Genomic DNA, 16,848 nt, shown 5'->3' with positions numbered 1-16,848 from the left:
ATGGACGGAGGACGACATGGGCGAGGTCCACGACCTCGTGCGCGAGCGGTACGCCGCGGCGGCACGGGCGGTCACCGGTGGGGCGGGCACGGACGCCGGTTGCTGCAGCGCCGGCAGTTGTGCGCCGGACGCCCTCCAGGTCGACGAGCGCTTCGGCGCCGGGCTCTACGCCGGCGGCGAGACCGACGGGCTCCCCGCCGAGGCGGTCGCGGCCAGCCTGGGTTGCGGCAACCCGATGGTCGTGGCCGACCTGCGGCCGGGGGAGCGGGTGCTGGACCTGGGTTCCGGCGGCGGCATCGACGTCCTGCTGTCCGCCCGCCGCGTCGGGCCGACCGGCTTCGCCTACGGCGTGGACATGACCGAGGAGATGCTGGCCCTCGCGCGGGCGAACGCGGCGCAGGCGGGAGCCACCAACGTGGAGTTCCACCGCGGGGAGATCGAGGCGCTGCCCTTCCCCGACGGCAGCGTCGACGTCGTGATCAGCAACTGTGTGGTCAACCTGTCCCCGGACAAGGCGGCCGTGCTGGCCGAGGCGTTCCGGGTGCTCGCCCCCGGCGGGCGGTTCGGCATCTCCGACGTCGTCGCCGAGGACCACCTGACACCGGCAGAGCGGGCCGAGCGCGGCAGTCACGTCGGCTGCATCGCCGGCGCCCTGTCGATCGGCGAGTACACCGCCGGGCTGCGGGCCGTCGGTTTCGTGGACCCGGAGATCGTGCTGACGCACCAGGTCGCCGACGGCATGCACGGCGCGATCGTGCGCGCGGGCAAGCCCGCGTGAGCGACGTCGTCGGCGACCTCGCCCGAACCACCCCCGACGCACCGGTCCTGGCCCGGCTGTCCCGGCTCGACCGCTTCCTGCCGGTCTGGATCCTCGCCGCGATGGCGCTCGGCCTGCTGCTGGGCCGCGGGGTGCCCGGCCTGGACGACGCGCTGGACGCCGTCCGCGTGGGCGAGGTCAGCCTGCCGATCGCGCTGGGGCTGCTGCTCATGATGTACCCGGTGCTGGCGAAGGTCCGGTACTCCGAGCTGGACCGGGTCACCGGCGACCGCCGGCTGCTCGGCGCCTCGCTGGTGCTCAACTGGCTCGTCGGGCCGGCGCTGATGTTCGCCCTGGCCTGGCTGCTGCTGCCCGACCTGCCCGAGTACCGCACCGGCCTGGTGATCGTCGGGCTGGCCCGGTGCATCGCCATGGTGCTGATCTGGAACGACCTGTCCTGCGGTGACCGCGAGGCCGCCGCGGTGCTGGTGGCGATCAACTCGGTGTTCCAGATCGTGGCGTTCGCCGCGCTGGGCTGGTTCTACCTGCAGGTGCTGCCCGGCTGGCTGGGCCTGTCGGCCACGTCGGCGGACTTCAGCGTGTGGGCCATCGTGCTCAGCGTGCTGGTGTTCCTGGGCATCCCGCTGGTCGCCGGCTTCCTCACCCGGACGATCGGGGAGCGCACCCGGGGCCGCGACTGGTACGAGAGCCGCTTCCTGCCGCGGATCGGCCCGGTCGCGCTCTACGGCCTGCTGTTCACGATCGTGATGCTCTTCGCGCTGCAGGGGGAGGCCATCACCTCAGCTCCCTGGGACGTCGTCCGGATCGCGCTGCCGCTGCTGGCCTACTTCGCGTTGATGTTCGGTGGCTCCTTCCTCCTGGGCCTGCGGCTGCGACTGGGCTACGCCAGGACGGCGACCTTGGCCTTCACCGCCACCGGCAACAACTTCGAGTTGGCCATCGCGGTGGCCATCGGCACCTTCGGGGTGACCTCCGGCCAGGCCCTGGCCGGCGTGGTCGGCCCGCTGATCGAGGTGCCGGTGCTCGTCGCGCTCGTGTACGTCTCGCTGTGGGCCGGCCGCCGCTGGCTGCCCGACGACCCCGCTGTCCCGATGAGGAGCACCTCGTGAGCACCCCCAGCGTCCTGTTCGTCTGCGTGCACAACGCCGGCCGTTCCCAGATGGCCGCCGGCTGGCTGCGGCACCTGGCCGGGGACGCCGTCGAGGTCCGCTCCGCCGGCTCGGTGCCCGGTGACCAGGTCAACCCGGCCGCGGTCGCGGCGATGGCCGAGGTCGGCATCGACATCTCCGACCAGCGCCCGAAGGTGCTCACCACCGACGCCGTCGAGGCCTCCGACGTGGTGATCACCATGGGCTGCGGCGACGCCTGCCCGGTCTTCCCCGGCAAGCGGTACCTGGACTGGGCGCTCACCGACCCGGCCGGCAAGGGCGTCGAGGCGGTGCGCCCGATCCGCGACGAGATCGAGGCCCGCATCCGCGGCCTGCTCACCGAGCTGGACGTCGCCCGGTGACCCAGGCCGTCCTCCGCACCGGCCGGCTGCTGCTCGAGCCGCTGTCCGACGCCCACCGGGAGTTCGAGGTCGCACTGGACGGCGACCCGCAGGTGATGCGGTACCTGGAGCCCCGCCCGCGCACCCGCACCGAGGTGCTCGCCCGGCACGTGGAACGGCTCGCGGTCGCCGCGCGGGCGCCCGGGCTGGGCTTCTGGGTGGGCTCGGTGGACGGCGACCCGGTCGGCTGGTGGCTGCTCGACGTCCCCGGACGCCCGGACCAGGGGCCCGGCGAGGGGCAGGCCGAGCTCGGCTACCGGCTGCTCCCACCGTGGTGGCGGCAGGGCCTGGCGACGGAGGGCGCGCTCGAGCTGGTGCGACACGCCTTCGCCGACCTGGGGCTGCGCCGGGTCCTCGCCGAGACGATGGCGGTCAACGCCGGGTCGCGGGCGGTGCTGGCCGCGGTGGGCATGCGGCACGTGCGCACCTTCCACCTGGAGTGGCAGACGCCGCTCGCCGGGGCCGAGCACGGCGAGGTCGAGTACGAGCTCACCCGCGAGGAGTGGCTCGCCGGCTGACGCCCGCTGAGGCGGACGTCGACTGTGCGCTCAGCGAGCTCGAGGCGGCCTCCAGCGCCCGTTGAGCGCACTCTCCGCGCGGCCAGCAGTGTGCGGACGGTCGACAGCCGCCGTCGTCCTGGCTGGCCGTCGTCCTGACTGGGGCGTCGTCCTGGCTCACCGCACGTGCTCCTGGCTCAGCGCACACCGTGAGCCAGGAGCACGCACGATCAGGTCGCCTGATCCCGGCGGCAGCGCACTCTCGGCGCTCCGCAACGCCCGGATCAGCGGGGGCCCGCTCCGCGCACGCTCGGCGTGGGCAGCGGGCCGCGCTGCTCAGCGGCGGCGGGGGGCCCAGGGGTCGTCGGGGTCGAAGTCGTCGTCGTCGGCGGCGGCCTGCTGGACGGGCGCGGCCGGCCGGGGCTCGGGCCGGCGGGTGGCGGCGGCCTCCAGCGCGGCGTCGCGGGCGGCGGCCTGCTGGGCGCGCTGCAGCCGGGCGTCCTCGCGCAGCTGGCGGCGGCTCGGCGTCCCGTCGGGGTTGGTCAGCGCCAGCCAGTCGTCCTTCTGCCGCCACAGCGCGATGCCGGCGGCGACCAGCCCGATCGGCAGCACGTAGGCGGCGACCCGCTCGGTGCCGCCCTCGCCGAGGAAGAGGAAGACGGCCGCGCCGAAGAAGATCGTCGCGATGATGCCCAGCAGGCCGAGGACGGCCAGCGTGGTGCCCAGCCCCTCCGAGCGCGGCCGGACGCCGTAGGCCAGCGCGGTCAGCCCGATCGCCCCGCCCAGCAGGTGCGCGCCGGCAGCGACCGCGTGCACGGTGGCGTTCCCGTCGGAGGGGAAGACGCCGACCAGCAGCACGCCGATGCCGGAGACGGTCAGCAGCACCCGGGACAGCCGCCCGCCGGTACCGGCCAGCCCCGGCCCCAGCAGCAGCGCGCCGGCGATGATGAGCACGCCCTGGACGATGAAGGAGCCGTTCATCAGCACCCGGGCCGAGGACTCCGCCGTCCCCAGGTCGCTGATCGTGTCGCGGGTGTAGGCGTAGCCCCCGAACCGGGAGGCCGCGATCGCCTCCACGACGAAGAACTGCAGAGTCAGCACCCATGTGAGTCCGCCCAGGCGGTACCGGCTGTCCGTCACGAGGTCTGATGGTCCCAGCCCGGAGGGGGCCGCGGGGCCGGGGGCGGCAGAGTGGGGGTGTGACCATCCGCTCCATCGCCCTGTTCGTGCTCGCCGCGCTCCTGGAGATCGGCGGCGCCTGGCTGGTGTGGCAGGGCCTGCGCGAGCACCGCGGCTGGCTGTGGGTGGGTGTGGGGATGGTGTCGCTGGCGCTGTACGGGATGGTCGCCACCCTCCAGCCCGAGGCTGCCTTCGGACGGGTGCTGGCCGCCTACGGCGGGGTCTTCGTCGTCGGGTCGCTGCTGTGGGCGGTGGTCGCCGACGGCTTCCGCCCCGACCGGTGGGACCTCCTCGGCGCGGCCGTCTGCCTGGCCGGGGTGTCGCTGATCATGTACGCCCCGCGCGCCGGCTGACTCAGGCCAGCGCGAGGACGGCGGCGTACTGCCCCGCCGACAGCCACGACGGGTTGCTGCCCGCCGGCATCCGCAGCACCTCGGCGTCCCGCGCGACCGGGTCGGCCAGCAGCTCGGCCCGGTCCACCGGCTCGGCCAGCCGGGTCAGCCGCACCGGGACCGCGGGGCCGCCGTCGGTCGCGGTGACCGGGCCGGTCACCACCCCGAGGGCGTGGACGCCGGGACGGTCCCGTCCGCTGACCCACAGCAGCACCGGCTGCCCGGCGCCCATCAGCTCCAGCCGGTAGGACGGGCGCACGCAGCGGTCGAGCTCGGCGGTGCCCCCGGGCAGCCAGCCGGGCAGGACGGCGTCGGGCGGGCGGGCGCTCTTGATCACCCAGCAGGCGACGTCCGCGGTGGTCAGTCGGGCCATGTCCGCAGCCAACCAGCACCGGACCGGTCGTGCACCGTCCGGTCTCGTGCTGCCGGACCTGCCGGACCTGCCGGACCCTCTCTGGCATCGGAGCGGTGTCGTTCCCCCGGGTGGTCTGGTCAACGGTCGAGCAGCGGGCACGCAGCGCTGCGACCGGCCCGGTCGTGGTCTCCGGCGCGACGGACGGGCTGGTGCTGCACGGCCTGGTCACCGACTCCCGGGCGGTGACCCCGGGCTGCCTGTTCGCCTGCGTGCGGGCGGGCGCAGCGACGGTCACCGGTTCGCCGCCACCGCGGTCGCCGCCGGTGCCGCCGCCCTCCTCGTCGACCGGCCGGTCGACCTCGACGTCCCGCAGCTGCTGGTGCCCTCGGTGCGCGCCCAGCTCGGGCCGCTGGGCGCCGTGCTGGCCGGCGACCCGGCCGACCGGCTCCGGCTGGTCGGGGTCACCGGCAGCAACGGCAAGACGACGACGAGCACCCTGGTGCGCGGCGTCCTGCAGGCCGCGGGGGAGTGCGCCGGGGTGCTCACCACGCTGGGGGCCCGGGTGGGCGACCAGACGCCCAGCACCCGGCTGACCACCCCCGAGGCCCCCGAGCTGCACGGCCTGCTGGCCTGGATGCTCGACGCCGGCGCCACCAGCGCGGTGGTGGAGGCCCCCTCGATCGCCCTGGACGTCGGCCGGGTCGACGGCGTGCACGTGTCGGTGGCGGTCTTCACCGGCTTCGAGGAGGACCACCTCGACAACCACGGCACCATCGAGCAGTACTGGGCCAGCAAGGCGCGGCTGCTCACCCCCGAGCGCACCGACAGCGCGGTGATCGTGGTCGACGACCCCACGGCCGACGTGCGGGTGGTGAGCTGGCAGATCGGCGCGGCGGGCACGAACCTGGTGGTCGAGGACGCCGACGGCCGGCACTGGCTGTCCTCGCCGCTGGTCGGCCGGGTGCACATGGGCAACCTCGCCGCCGCCTGGGCCACCGGCCGCGCGATGGGCGTCCCGCCGCAGACCGTGGCCGCGGGGCTGGCCACCACCGCACCGCCGGCCGGGCGCAACACCCTGCTACGCGCGGACGCCGGCCCGCTGGTGGTCGTCGACTACGCGCACACCCCGCGCGCCCTGGCCGCGGCGCTGCAGACCGCCCACGAGCTGACCGGGCCCGGCGGCCGGGTGCACCTGGTGCTCGGCGGCCCGCGGCCCGCGGCCCGCGGCCGGCGCGACCGCTACAAGCGGCAGGGCCGGGGCGTCTCCGCCCGTGCCGCCGACACCGTCTGGCTCACCGACGAGGGCAGCCACGGCGAGCGGCCGGAGTCGATCGTCGAGGAGCTGCGGGTCGGGCTGCTCGGCGGCACCGCCGAGGTGCACACCGTGCTCGACCGCCGGGCGGCGATCACCGCTGCGGTGCAGGCCGGCGGCGACGCCGACGTGGTCATCGTCGTGGGCCGCGGCCACGAGACGACGATGACCGACGACGGCGCCCCGGTCGACTTCCACGACACGACCGTGGCCCGGCAGGCGCTGGCCGCCAGGTCCGCGCGGACGCCGCAGGCGAACGTCGTGGCCGGTCTGAACGAGGTGGCGGCCGTCGAGCTGCTGGCCGACCGCGCCTCCTGACCCCCGCGCCGCCCGGCCCCCGGGTGGGTGACCCGGCGCACCCGGGCAAGCTGGCGTCGATGACGACGGGGGAGTGGGCCGGGCACCGCACCGGGGAGCCCGGTTTCCGGCGCGCCTCGATCGCGGTGTTCCTCGCCGGCGTGGCCGTGTTCTCCAGCCTGTACGCGCCGCAGGCGCTGCTGCCCGAGCTCACCCGCTCGTTCGCCGTCACCCCGGCCGGCTCGACGCTGGCCATCTCGGTGAGCACCGCCGCACTGGCCGTGGGCCTGCTGGTGCTCGGCCCGCTGTCGGACCGGCGCGGTCGCACCGGCATCCTGCACGCCAGCCTGGCCGCCAACGCGGTGCTCGGTGTGCTGATCGCGCTGGCCCCGGCCTGGCCGGTGCTGCTGGTGCTGCGCGGGCTGCAGGGCTTCGCGCTGGCCGGTCTGCCCGCGGTGGCGGTGGCCTACCTGCGGGAGGAGCTGCACCCGGGGGTGAGCTCGCGGGCGATCGGGCTCTACGTCAGCGGGACGGCGATCGGCGGGCTCTCCGGGCGGCTGATCACCGGGTTCCTCACCGAGCTCGGCGGCTGGCGGACCGCGCTGGGCGGGACGGCGGTCCTCGCGGTGGCCTGCGCGGTCGCCGTCCGGCTGCTGCTGCCCGGCTCCCGGCTGTTCGCCCCGGTGGTGCGCCAGGGGCGGCTGCTGCGCCAGCTGGCCCGGGCCTTCACCGACCCGGCGCTGCTGGCGCTGTACGGGATCGCCGCGCTGCTGATGGGCGGGTCGGTCGCGGTCTACAACGCGGTCACCTTCCGGCTGGAGGACGCGCCGTACCTGCTCACCCCGGCGCTGGCCGGGCTGGTGTTCCTGGCCTACCTGCCCGGCTCCGCGAGCTCCCCGGTCGCCGGGGCGCTCGCCGACCGGTTCGGCCGCCGGCTGGTGGTGCCGGCGACCGTGGTGGTCATGGGCGGCGGGATCGCGCTGACCCTGCTCGACCCGCTGTGGTGCGTGGTGCTGGGCCTCTGCGTGCTGTCCACGGGGTTCTTCGCCGCGCACGGGGTGGCCAGCAGCTGGGTGGCGGTGCGGGCGCAGCTGGGCGGGCGGGCCGTCGGGCAGGCCGCGTCGCTGTACTCGTTCTGGTACTACGTCGGCTCGTCGGTGGCCGGCACGCTGGCCGGCCGGGCCTGGCAGGGCGCGGGGTGGACCGGCGTCGTGCTGCTGGCCGGTGGGTGCACCGCCGCGGCTGGAGTGCTCAGCGTCGTCCTGGGGCGGACCCGCGCACTGACCCCCTGACGTGCCAGGGGCGGCGCCCCGGTGGTGCCGGGACGCCGCCCCTGGAGGCGACCGGTGCGGTCAGGCCTCGGTCGCGTCGTGCTCGTAGGCCCCGGCCGGCTTCGCGTCGTCGGAGCCGACGGCCTGGCGCTCCAGCTCGGTGCGGTGCTCGAGGACCTCGTCGGAGGGGTGCGGGTCCTTGGCGTGCTGCGTGCGGTCCTGGGTCACGGGCTCCTCGGGGAGGATCACGTCGTCGAGCGTCGGTTCGTCGTGCGGGCTGGTCATCTCTCGCCTCCGCTCACGGTGCCCGGGGATCTCCCGGACGGCGTCCCCTCCTCCGTATCCCGCGACGGTGCCTGCGCAAACGGACGGCGGCGCTGTCGGCCCTCTCGACGTCCGGCCGACGGGTGTCCCCGGTGCGGTGCCCTCCCGCCCTGGCCCCTGCGAACGGGACGCCGACCACGGCGGTCCGGGTCCAGGTCAGCACCGGAAGGCGGCGACCACCGTCTGCAGTTCTCCTGCCATCCGGGCCAGCTCGTCGGCCGCTTCGGCGGTCTGCCCCGCACCCGCGGTGGTCTCCTGGACCGTGATGGCCACCGAGCCGATGCTGCGGGCGATCTCCCGGGCACCACCGGCGGCCTCCGTGACGTTGCGGGCCATCTCGTTGGTCGTGGCGGTCTGCTCCTCGACCGCCGCGGCGATGGTCGACTGTGCGTCGTTGATCCGCGTCACGATCTCCGAGATCTCGCCGATGGCGGACACCGCTGCTCCGGTGCCCTCCCGGATGGCCTGCACGCGCCGGGTGATGTCCCCGGTCGCCCTCGACGTCTCGTCGGCGAGCTCCTTGACCTCGTTGGCCACCACGGCGAAGCCCTTGCCGGACTCCCCGGCCCGCGCCGCCTCGATCGTCGCGTTCAGCGCCAGCAGGTTGGTCTGCTCGGCGATCGCGGTGATGACCCGGACGACGTCCTCGATCTCCACCGACGACCGGCCCAGGTCCGCGACCGTCCGGGTCGTCTGCTCGGCCAGCACGACCGCCTGTCCGGCCACCTGCGTGGCCGCGCTGGCGTTCTGGGCGATCTCCCGGATCGACGCGCCCATCTCCTCGGTGCCGGTGGCCACGGTCTGCACGCCCGAGGAGACCTCGTCGGCGGCCGCCACGACGATCCCGGCCTGGGCGGCGGACTGCTCGGCCGATGCCGTCATCCGACCAGAGGTCGCCGACAGCGCCTCTGCGGCCGAGGACAGCGTGGCGGCGTCGTCCCCGATCCGGCGCACCACCGACGCCAGCGCGTCCATGGCGGTGTTCAGCGCGCGGGCCATGGCGCCGATCTCGTCCGAGCGGTCCTCCTCGGCACGCTGCCGCAGGTCCCCGCCGGCCATCGACTCGAGCACCGCTCCCATCGCCTTGACCGGCCGGGTGACCGAGCGGGTGATCAGCCAGGCCAGTGCGACGGCCAGCAGGGCCGCGACCGCGGCCACGGTCAGGAGCATCCTCCGGGCCGAGTCCGCGGCCGCGGTCGCCTGGGCGGCGGCAGCGTCGCTGTCCGCCCGCACGGAGTCCACCAGTGCGGACACGTTCTCGGCCATCACCGCGAACTGGTCCAGCGCCGCTCCGGAGGCGAGGTCCCCGGCGGCGGTGACGGACGCGGGCGTACCAGTACGGAGGCCGGCGATGATCTGGTCGTCCACGGCCATGTACGCGGTGAAGGCGTCGCGGGTCGTGGCGACGTGCTCGCGCTCCGCCGCGGTCAGCGGCAGCTCGCTCAACCGGTCGAGGTCGGCGCCGAAGGCCGCGGTGGAGGTGAGGAACTCCTTGCGCTGGCCGACGTCGTCGGACGTCGCGCCGGGCACGCCGCGCAGCGTGTCGAACCCGTAGCCGGTCTGCCAGCCCGCGAAGTCCGCGGTGCGGAACTTCGCCTGCCCGGCCGCCTCGGTCGTCAGCCGGGCCTCGGCCAGCTGTCCCGCGGCCGCGTGCAGCCGGCCGACGCTCTGGAGGCCGGTCAAGGTGATGCCGGCGGCCAGCAGGCTGATGAGCCCGAAGCCGATCCCCAGGCGCCAGCCCAGTCGGAGGTTCTTCCAGTGCATGACGTCCTCGTGTTCTCGGTGTCCGGATGAGCCGCCACCCTTATCGGCACTCTTCCGGCCGGATCGGCCGGATCGGCTGACGAGGACACGGGGCGACGGAGCACCACGGGTGGAGGAGGTCGCCGTCCGGTCCGCCCTGGGCTCGCGCCACCGCCGGCTGTTCCCGCGTCCTGCGGCGCCACGAAGGGCGCTCAGCCCTGCTTCAGCTGGTCGGCGGGGAGCCAGGCCTCGACCAGCACCGGCCCGTGCGCGCCGGGCACCGCGTAGGCGACCCGGCCGTGCCAGCCGTCTTCCTGCTGCCGCCACTCGACCAGCAGACCCGGCCAGGTGCCGGGGGCGTCGGGCGGGTCGTGCACCCAGCAGTGCCGGCCGGACCCGTCACCGGCCGGTCGGCGCGTCGCCGCTGGGGGAGCAGGCTGGGACGGCGGGGCGGGCTGGGACGGCGGGGCGGGCTGGGACGGTGAGGCGGGGACGCCGGAGCGGGCGGCGCGGTCGGCCAGCGAGATGCCGTGGTGCCCACGGTTCATCCCTCCGGCCACGTGCAGATGCTCTCACGGTGATCGAACACCTGTTCGACGAGGAGGGGTCAGCGCCCGCGGCGTGGGACCGTCGGTGCTGCCTGCCCGGCCTGTCGCGACTCACGGGGGGTGACCCCGTACGCCGCGCGGAACCGGCGGCTGAAGTAGGACGCATCGGTGAAGCCCCACCGCCGGGCCACCACCGCGATCGGCCGGCCGCGGCTCCCGGGGTCGGCCAGCTCGGCGCGGGCACCCTCCAGCCGCTGCTCGATGACCCACTGCTCGAGGCTGAACCCGGCCGCGGAGCACACCCGGTAGAGCTGACGGACGGAGACGGCCAGGGCGGCGGCGACCCGTGCGGCGTCCAGGTCGGGGTCGGTGAGGTGCTGGCGCACGTGGGCGCGCACCTGGCTGAGCATCGTCTCGGCCGCCGCGTCCTGCGCCGCCCGGCCGGTGTCGACGGCCGAGGCGATCAGCGCCCGGGTCAGGTCGACCGTCGCCGACGCCAGCGCCTGCACCATCGGCTCGTCCAGCAGTTCCTCGGCGTGCAGGGTCACCTGCTGCAGGTGGGCGCTCACCAGACCGTGCAGCGGGCTCTGCCGGGCCAGGGGCAGTGCCCGGCGGACGACGTCGACCGGCACGCCGAGCCGCGCCACCGGGATCTGCAACGACCGGCACACGCCGCGACCTGACCACCGGTACTCGTAGGGCGAGGTGACGTCGGTGAACGTCAGCCCGCCGACCGGCACGACCCGGCGGCCGCCGAGGTGGTCCTGCAGCGCCTCACCCACCTCCTGGACGGCGAAGGACACCAGCGGCTCGACGTCCTGCCGGGCCTGACGGGCCGACTGCGTGAGCTCCAGCTCGCCGGTGAGGTCGGCGCGGGTCACCGTCAGGCCGCCGAGGTCCCAGACGTCCATCCGGGCGTGCGTGGGCGGGCGGCGGCCCGGGAAGCGGACGCGAGAGCCGATCGCCGCCTCCAACCGGGCGCCGACCTGGGCGGGACGGCGTTCGGACGGTGGGAGCAGGTCGGTGTCGACCAGCGTGACCATGGATCCCTCCGGGGTGGGTCCTCGGCGACGCTGCCCTGACCCGGACGATCGTGAGCGGTCGGGCACCGTGTGGCAAGGACCCGGTGCGGGGACCGGGTCGGCAGGCAGGGTCCGGGGTCGGGCACGCAGGGCACACCCGGGGTGGGCGCCGTCGTCCTACGGTCCAGGCGGTCCGGCCCCGGGCAGCGGGCCGGACGACGCCCAGCGCGACGGACCCCGTCGCACCCGCACCGAGCACAGGAGCCCAGCCATGCCCTTCGTCACCACACCCGACGGCGTCGAGATCTTCTACAAGGACTGGGGCACCGGTCAGCCGATCGTCTTCAGCCACGGCTGGCCGCTGTCCAGCGACGACTGGGACGCCCAGCTGATGTTCTTCCTGGCCCACGGCTACCGGGTGATCGCCCACGACCGCCGTGGCCACGGCCGGTCGACCCAGGTCTCCGACGGCCACGACATGGACCACTACGCCGACGACCTGGCCGCGCTGGTCACCCACCTGGACCTGCACGACGCCGTGCACGTCGGCCACTCCACCGGTGGCGGCGAGGTCGCCCACCACATCGCCCGCCACGGTGAGGACCGCGTCGCCAAGGCGGTGCTGATCAGCGCGGTGCCGCCGATCATGGTGCAGACGCCGGCCAACCCCGGCGGGCTTCCCAAGAGCGTGTTCGACGGCATCCAGGAGCAGGTCGCGACCAACCGGTCGAACTTCTACCGTGAGCTGCCCGCGACGGCGTTCTACGGCTTCAACCGGCCCGGCCGTGAACCCCAGGAGGCCGTGATCCAGAACTGGTGGCGCCAGGGGATGGCGGGTGGCGCCAAGGCCCACCACGACGGTGTCGTCGCCTTCTCCCAGACCGACTTCACCGACGACCTGAAGAAGATCACCGTGCCGGTGCTGGTGATGCACGGTGACGACGACCAGGTCGTGCCCTACGCCGACTCCGCCCCTCTGTCGGCCGAGCTGCTCCCGAACGGGACGCTGAAGACCTACGCCGGCTTCCCGCACGGCATGCCGACCACCGAGGCGGCCACGATCAACGCCGACCTGCTGGCCTTCCTGCAGAGCTGACCCACCGACGCCGTCCCCTCAGCTCGAGGGGACGGCGTCACCGCAGCGCGGGACCCCGCACCGACGTCACTTCTTCTTGCTCTTCCCCGCCTTCTTGGCCTTGTGCTTGCTCGCGGGCACCGCCGGGTGCAGCCCCTCGGCGAGCACCCGGGCCACGGCCTGGACGCCGGGGTGGGCGGCGAGGTCCTCGGTGGGCACCGGCAGCGGCAGGCACCAGTTGGGCCGGGAGTTCGCGCCCGGGATGTTGGGCCGGCGCTCCTCGCCCAGGGCGTCGTCCAGCGTCGCCGACAGCAGGGTCGAGGGCGCGGCGGCCAGCCGGCGGTAGGCCGCCAGCACGGCCTCGTCCGGGGTGGCGCCGTCCGGGACGCCGGGCAGGTGCTCCAGCAGGGACGTGCGGCCGGTCTCCAGCTCCTCGGCGGTGCCGGTCCCGTTCTCCAGCTGCTCGGCCATGTCCGACCCGGTCCACAGCCCCGGGATCGTGGGCAGGTCGTGGGTGGTCACCGCGGCCATCGACTCCGCCGGCCACTGCGTCGGCTCGTCGTCCTCGAACCACAGCAGCTTGTAGGACAGGATCCCGTGCTCGGCCATGGCCTCGCGCACGCCGTCCTCGACGACGCCGAGATCCTCACCGACCACGATCGCCTGCGCGCGGTGGCTCTCCAGCGCGACGATGTCGAGCATGTCCTCGTAGGGGTAGCGGACGTAGGCGCCCGCCTCGGGCCCGCCGTCCGACGGCACCCACCACAGCCGGAACAGGCCCATGACGTGGTCGACCCGCAGCCCGCCGGCGCCGGCCATGGTGGCCCGGATCGACTGGATGAACGGCTCGTAGTCGGCGGCCTGCAGCCGCCAGGGGACCAGCGGCGGGGAGCCCCAGTCCTGGCCGCGGGCGTTGAAGGCGTCCGGCGGGGCGCCGACGCTCACCCCCTGGGCGAGCACGTCCTGCCAGGCCCATGCGTCGGCGCCGCCGCCGGCGACGCCGATGGGCAGGTCCTGGATCACGGTGATGCCCTCGGTGGCCGCACGCAGCTGGCGGTCCAGCTGCCACTGCAGCCAGGCGTGGAAGGCGATCTCCCGCTCGTGGGCGGCGGCGAAGTCGGCCACGCCGGCACCACGGGGGTCGACCAGCTCCGCGGGCCAGGTGTGCCAGTCGGGGCCGTGCGCGTCGGCGACCGCGCACCAGGTGGCCCAGTCCATCAGCGGCTGGCCCTGGTGCCACCACCAGTCGCGCAGGGCGGTCTCGTCGATGCCGGCGTCGAAGACCCGCTGCAGCACCCGGCGCTTGAGCGCCCAGATCGCGTCACGGTCGATGAGCTCGCCGTCGTTCAGGGCCGGCCCGGCGTCGCCCTCGACGTCGACGGCGTCAGCCCCCGGGACGTCAGCGATGCGCAGGTAGACCGGGTTGCGGAAGCGGCGGGTGGCCGGCAGGTACGGGCTGGCCTCCTGCTCCGGCGTGGGGGCGACCGCGTGCAGCGGGTTGACCAGCACGAACCCGGCACCCTGGTCCTTGGCGAACTGCGTCACGGTGCGCAGGTCACCGAGGTCGCCGATGCCCCAGCTGCCCCGGCCGCGGGTGGCGTAGAGCTGCACGGCCCAGCCCCAGCCGCGCCAGCCCTCGGGCAGCCAGCACCGGCCGGGGGAGACGATCAGCCGGCGCTCGCGGCCGTCGGCGGTGCGCAGCCGGTGGTAGCCCAGCGGGAAGTCCTCGGGCAGCACTCCGTCGACGGTGCGCATCGTCCCGTCCTCGCACTCGACGTCGGCGGCCTCGACCTCCAGGGCGTCCCCGGGGCGGGCGACGATCGGTGCCCGGTCCAGCAGGTCCGCCGGCGGGTCGCCGATGACCTCCCGCAGCTGCGCGATCGTCGACTCGGCGATCAGGTGCTCGGTGTCGGAGACGTCGAGCCAGCGGGCGTCGATGCCCCATGCGTCGGTGGTCGAGGCGTCGATGGTGGGCGTCGGCTGATCGGCAGTGCTCGTCACGTCCCGATCCTCACCGGTCGGGGCGTGTTCTGCGCGGTGGAGCGGCTGCGCGGGCCGTCACACCGGCGTGCCGGTGGCCTCCGCCGGCGGCCTGAGCGCGCCGGCGACGAGGGCGGCGATGCCCAGCAGGACGGCGACCACGGTGAGCGCGCGCAGCACGGTCACCTGCTGGCCGAGCAGGCCGATCAGCGGCGGGCCGGCCAGGAAGGCGCAGTAGCCGATCGAGGCCACGACGCTGACCCGGGCGGCGGCCGCGGCGGGCTCGTCGGCGGCGGCGCTCATCCCGGTCGGGAAGCCGAGGGAGGCCCCGGCACCCCACAGCAGGGCGCCGACGAAGGCCAGCACGGGGGAGCCGAACACGAACAGCAGCAGCCCGACCACGGCGAGCCCGGCGAGCAGTCGGATGACCTGCACCCGGCCGTACCGGTCCAGCACGGGTCCGCCGAACCAGCGCGCCACGGTCATCGCGGTCAGGAACAGCGCGAAGCCGAGCGTGCCCGTGGTCTCCGACGTGCCGTGGTCGTCGATGAGCGCGACGCCCAGCCAGTCGTTGGCGGTGCCCTCGGCGAAGGAGAAGGCGAGCACGACGACGCCGATGAGCCAGGTGCGCGGCTCGCGCCAGGCGGTCAGCGCGCTGCCCGTCGCGGCCGGCTCGCCGTCGGCGTCGACGTGGACGTCGCTGACGAAGCCGCGCACGGAGACCGGCACGACGAGGACGATCAGCACGGCGACGCCGGCCAGGTGCACGGGCACCCCCACGCCGAGGTGCACCATCGCCGCGCCCAGCAGCGCACCGGCGACCGTGCCGAAGCTGAAGCCGGCGTGGAAGCGGGACATCGTGGCCCGGCCCAGGTGGCGCTCGACCACGGCGCCCTGCACGTTCATCGCGACGTCCCAGGCGCCGTTGGCCAGGCCCATCACGAACAGGCCCACCACCAGGACGGCGACTCCTGTGACCGAGCCGACGGCGACCACGCCCAGGGCCGCGGCCAGCACCAGCGACATGACGACGACGGTGCGGCGCGAGCCGAGGCGGGCGATCACGGTGCCGGCCAGTGGCAGGCCGATCACCGACCCGGCGGCGATGGCCAGCAGCACCAGGCCCAGCGCGGCCGGGTCGAGGTCGAGCCGGTCGCGCACCGCGGGGATGCGGGAGGCCCAGCTGGCGAAGGCGAAACCGGCGCCGACGAAGGCGGTGTAGACCCCGCGCTTGGCCGCCTCGACCTGCGCCGGGCCGGGTGCCCGGCGGGCGTCGGTGCTGGTCACTGCGCTGCTCCCTCGGTGGTGGGCCGGACGGCCCGGGCGATGATCTCGTGGGTCTCGGCCCGGGACACCGGGCCGGTGGAGAGGACCTTGTGCATGACCAGGCCCTCGATGAGCCCGTCGACGCCGCGGGCGGTGGTGGCATCGACGAACTGCTCCAGCACGCTGCGGCTGCGGCGCATCCAGGTCTCGGTGACCGTGCGCAGCGCCGGGTCGCGCAGCGCGGCCAGGTACAGCTCGTAGGACACCGCCCAGTCGCGGTCGTCGGCACCGGCGTGGCCGTGCACCAGGTCGGTGACGGCCTCGACGACGTCGTCCCGGCTGCGGACGTCGGCGAAGTGCGCCTCGTACGTCACGGCCATCCGCTCGGCGTGCACGGCGAAGGCTTGGGCCAGCAGGTCGTCCAGGCCGGTGAAGTGGTAGGTCATCGAGCCCAGCGGGACGTCGGCGGCGGCGGCGACCAGGCGGTGCGTGGTGCCAGCGACGCCGTGCTCGGCGATCACCCCGATGGCGGCCTCGACGATCCGCTGCCGTCGCTCGGGGTCGTGCCGGCGGGCCGGGCGGTCCAGTGGCTCGGCGGTCACCCGATCGACCGGACGACGCGGGCCGGGCTGCCGACCGCCACGACGTCCGCGGGCAGGTCACGGGTCACGACCGAGCCGGCGCCGACCACCGTGTTGGGACCGATCGTCACCCCGGGGCAGACGATGACACCGCCGCCGAGCCAGACGTTGTCGGAGATGGTGATCGGCTCGGCGGACTCCCACTTGTCCCGGCGGGGGCCGGGCTCGACCGGGTGGGTGGCGGTGAGCAGCTGGACGCCGGGGCCCATCTGCACGTCGTCGCCGATCGTCACCCGGGCGACGTCGAGGCAGACCAGCCCGAAGTTGGCGAACGTCCGCGCGCCGATCGTGGTCTGGTAGCCGTAGTCGCAGTGGAACGGGGCGCGGATCTCGCTGCCCGGGCCGAAGGCGCCGAGCAGCTCCTCGAGCACGGCCCGCCGCTGCGCGCCGTCCGTGGGGTCCATCGTGTTGTAGCGGTGGGCGAGGGCCTGGGCGCGGGTGCTGTCCCGGGCGATGTCCGGGTCGTCGGCGATGTAGGCGTCGCCGGCCAGCATGCGGTCGCGCATCGAGCGCTCGTCGGGCATGTGTACGACCGTACACAGCGATGCGTACGGCCGTACACGCGGCTGGCCGACATCGCCCATCTCCCGTTATCCCCAACTCGGCGCCGTCGACGGCG

General features: G+C 74.8%; 18 protein-coding genes. 8 read left to right on the top strand and 10 right to left on the bottom strand.

The features are described from left to right. Positions 1 to 16: 16 nt before the first annotated feature. From arsM to GCU67_RS18495, 4 genes are read left to right on the top strand one after another with little or no spacing between them, the layout of a single operon-like run. Positions 17 to 778, top strand: coding sequence for an arsenite methyltransferase (gene arsM / locus GCU67_RS18510; RefSeq protein ID WP_163612826.1), 762 nt, complete (start codon positions 17 to 19; stop codon positions 776 to 778). Then, complete coding sequence (gene arsB, locus GCU67_RS18505; RefSeq protein ID WP_163612825.1) at positions 775 to 1,887, top strand: ACR3 family arsenite efflux transporter; 1,113 nt, start codon at positions 775 to 777, stop codon at positions 1,885 to 1,887. Before arsM ends, arsB begins: the two co-directional genes overlap by 4 nt. Continuing rightward, the gene (locus GCU67_RS18500; protein WP_163612824.1) at positions 1,884 to 2,288 is read left to right on the top strand and encodes an arsenate reductase/protein-tyrosine-phosphatase family protein; all 405 of its coding nucleotides are present in this window, start codon (positions 1,884 to 1,886) and stop codon (positions 2,286 to 2,288) included. The genes arsB and GCU67_RS18500 overlap by 4 nt, the downstream gene beginning before the upstream one ends. After that, complete coding sequence (locus tag GCU67_RS18495; RefSeq protein WP_163612823.1) at positions 2,285 to 2,845, top strand: GNAT family N-acetyltransferase; 561 nt, start codon at positions 2,285 to 2,287, stop codon at positions 2,843 to 2,845. The genes GCU67_RS18500 and GCU67_RS18495 overlap by 4 nt, the downstream gene beginning before the upstream one ends. A gap of 315 nt (positions 2,846 to 3,160) precedes the next feature. Here the strand turns inward: GCU67_RS18495 and GCU67_RS18490 are convergent, their stop codons facing one another. Next, positions 3,161 to 3,925: a DUF998 domain-containing protein gene (locus GCU67_RS18490; protein WP_338105144.1), complete on the bottom strand. Its 765-nt coding sequence runs from the start codon at positions 3,923 to 3,925 to the stop codon at positions 3,161 to 3,163. Between the two features lie 98 nt (positions 3,926 to 4,023). On the opposite strand from GCU67_RS18490, the gene GCU67_RS18485 reads away from it, so the two are divergent. Further along, a complete protein-coding gene (locus GCU67_RS18485) occupies positions 4,024 to 4,356 on the top strand; it encodes a YnfA family protein (RefSeq protein WP_338105143.1) in 333 nt (110 codons plus the stop codon). Position 4,357: 1 nt separating this feature from the next. Here GCU67_RS18485 and GCU67_RS18480 read toward each other — a convergent pair whose 3' ends face one another. Beyond that, complete coding sequence (locus GCU67_RS18480) at positions 4,358 to 4,768, bottom strand: hypothetical protein (protein WP_163612820.1); 411 nt, start codon at positions 4,766 to 4,768, stop codon at positions 4,358 to 4,360. A gap of 370 nt (positions 4,769 to 5,138) precedes the next feature. On the opposite strand from GCU67_RS18480, the gene GCU67_RS18475 reads away from it, so the two are divergent. Together GCU67_RS18475 and GCU67_RS18470 are read left to right on the top strand one after the other, a co-directional pair. Next, on the top strand, positions 5,139 to 6,380 hold the full coding sequence (locus GCU67_RS18475; protein ID WP_338105142.1) for a Mur ligase family protein: 1,242 nt from the start codon (positions 5,139 to 5,141) through the stop codon (positions 6,378 to 6,380). Positions 6,381 to 6,439: 59 nt separating this feature from the next. Beyond that, the gene (locus GCU67_RS18470) at positions 6,440 to 7,651 is read left to right on the top strand and encodes an MFS transporter (RefSeq protein ID WP_163612819.1); all 1,212 of its coding nucleotides are present in this window, start codon (positions 6,440 to 6,442) and stop codon (positions 7,649 to 7,651) included. A 60-nt stretch (positions 7,652 to 7,711) separates the two neighbouring features. Here the strand turns inward: GCU67_RS18470 and GCU67_RS18465 are convergent, their stop codons facing one another. From GCU67_RS18465 to GCU67_RS18450, 4 genes are all read right to left on the bottom strand, one after another. After that, entirely contained in the window at positions 7,712 to 7,915 is a 204-nt protein-coding gene (locus GCU67_RS18465; RefSeq protein ID WP_163612818.1) for a hypothetical protein, read from the bottom strand. Positions 7,916 to 8,110: 195 nt separating this feature from the next. Continuing rightward, positions 8,111 to 9,718 (bottom strand): methyl-accepting chemotaxis protein, encoded by a 1,608-nt coding sequence (locus GCU67_RS18460; RefSeq protein ID WP_163612817.1) that lies wholly within the window; start codon positions 9,716 to 9,718, stop codon positions 8,111 to 8,113. A 191-nt stretch (positions 9,719 to 9,909) separates the two neighbouring features. Further along, on the bottom strand, positions 9,910 to 10,257 hold the full coding sequence (locus GCU67_RS18455) for a hypothetical protein (RefSeq protein WP_338105141.1): 348 nt from the start codon (positions 10,255 to 10,257) through the stop codon (positions 9,910 to 9,912). 47 nt (positions 10,258 to 10,304) lie between these two features. Further along, positions 10,305 to 11,288 (bottom strand): helix-turn-helix domain-containing protein, encoded by a 984-nt coding sequence (locus GCU67_RS18450; RefSeq protein WP_163612816.1) that lies wholly within the window; start codon positions 11,286 to 11,288, stop codon positions 10,305 to 10,307. Between the two features lie 250 nt (positions 11,289 to 11,538). Between GCU67_RS18450 and GCU67_RS18445 the strand changes: the two genes are divergently transcribed. After that, positions 11,539 to 12,363, top strand: a complete 825-nt coding sequence (locus GCU67_RS18445; RefSeq protein WP_163612815.1) for an alpha/beta fold hydrolase — start codon at positions 11,539 to 11,541, stop codon at positions 12,361 to 12,363. 66 nt (positions 12,364 to 12,429) lie between these two features. Here GCU67_RS18445 and malQ read toward each other — a convergent pair whose 3' ends face one another. The 4 genes from malQ to GCU67_RS18425 are packed head-to-tail and all read right to left on the bottom strand — an operon-like array spanning position 12,430 to position 16,753. Beyond that, the gene (gene malQ, locus GCU67_RS18440; protein ID WP_338105140.1) at positions 12,430 to 14,343 is read right to left on the bottom strand and encodes a 4-alpha-glucanotransferase; all 1,914 of its coding nucleotides are present in this window, start codon (positions 14,341 to 14,343) and stop codon (positions 12,430 to 12,432) included. A gap of 57 nt (positions 14,344 to 14,400) precedes the next feature. Then, a complete protein-coding gene (locus tag GCU67_RS22555; protein WP_163612814.1) occupies positions 14,401 to 15,609 on the bottom strand; it encodes an MFS transporter in 1,209 nt (402 codons plus the stop codon). Further along, on the bottom strand, positions 15,606 to 16,190 hold the full coding sequence (locus GCU67_RS18430) for a TetR/AcrR family transcriptional regulator (RefSeq protein ID WP_211661664.1): 585 nt from the start codon (positions 16,188 to 16,190) through the stop codon (positions 15,606 to 15,608). Before GCU67_RS18430 ends, GCU67_RS22555 begins: the two co-directional genes overlap by 4 nt. Further along, complete coding sequence (locus tag GCU67_RS18425) at positions 16,187 to 16,753, bottom strand: sugar O-acetyltransferase (protein ID WP_163612813.1); 567 nt, start codon at positions 16,751 to 16,753, stop codon at positions 16,187 to 16,189. Before GCU67_RS18425 ends, GCU67_RS18430 begins: the two co-directional genes overlap by 4 nt. Positions 16,754 to 16,848: the final 95 nt, after the last annotated feature.

The organism is Modestobacter muralis (assembly GCF_010682105.1).
In the GTDB taxonomy this organism is placed as follows: domain Bacteria; phylum Actinomycetota; class Actinomycetes; order Mycobacteriales; family Geodermatophilaceae; genus Modestobacter; species Modestobacter muralis.
The sequence above is the reverse complement of the archived record's forward strand: the minus strand, read 5'-3'. Positions and strand labels throughout refer to the sequence as shown.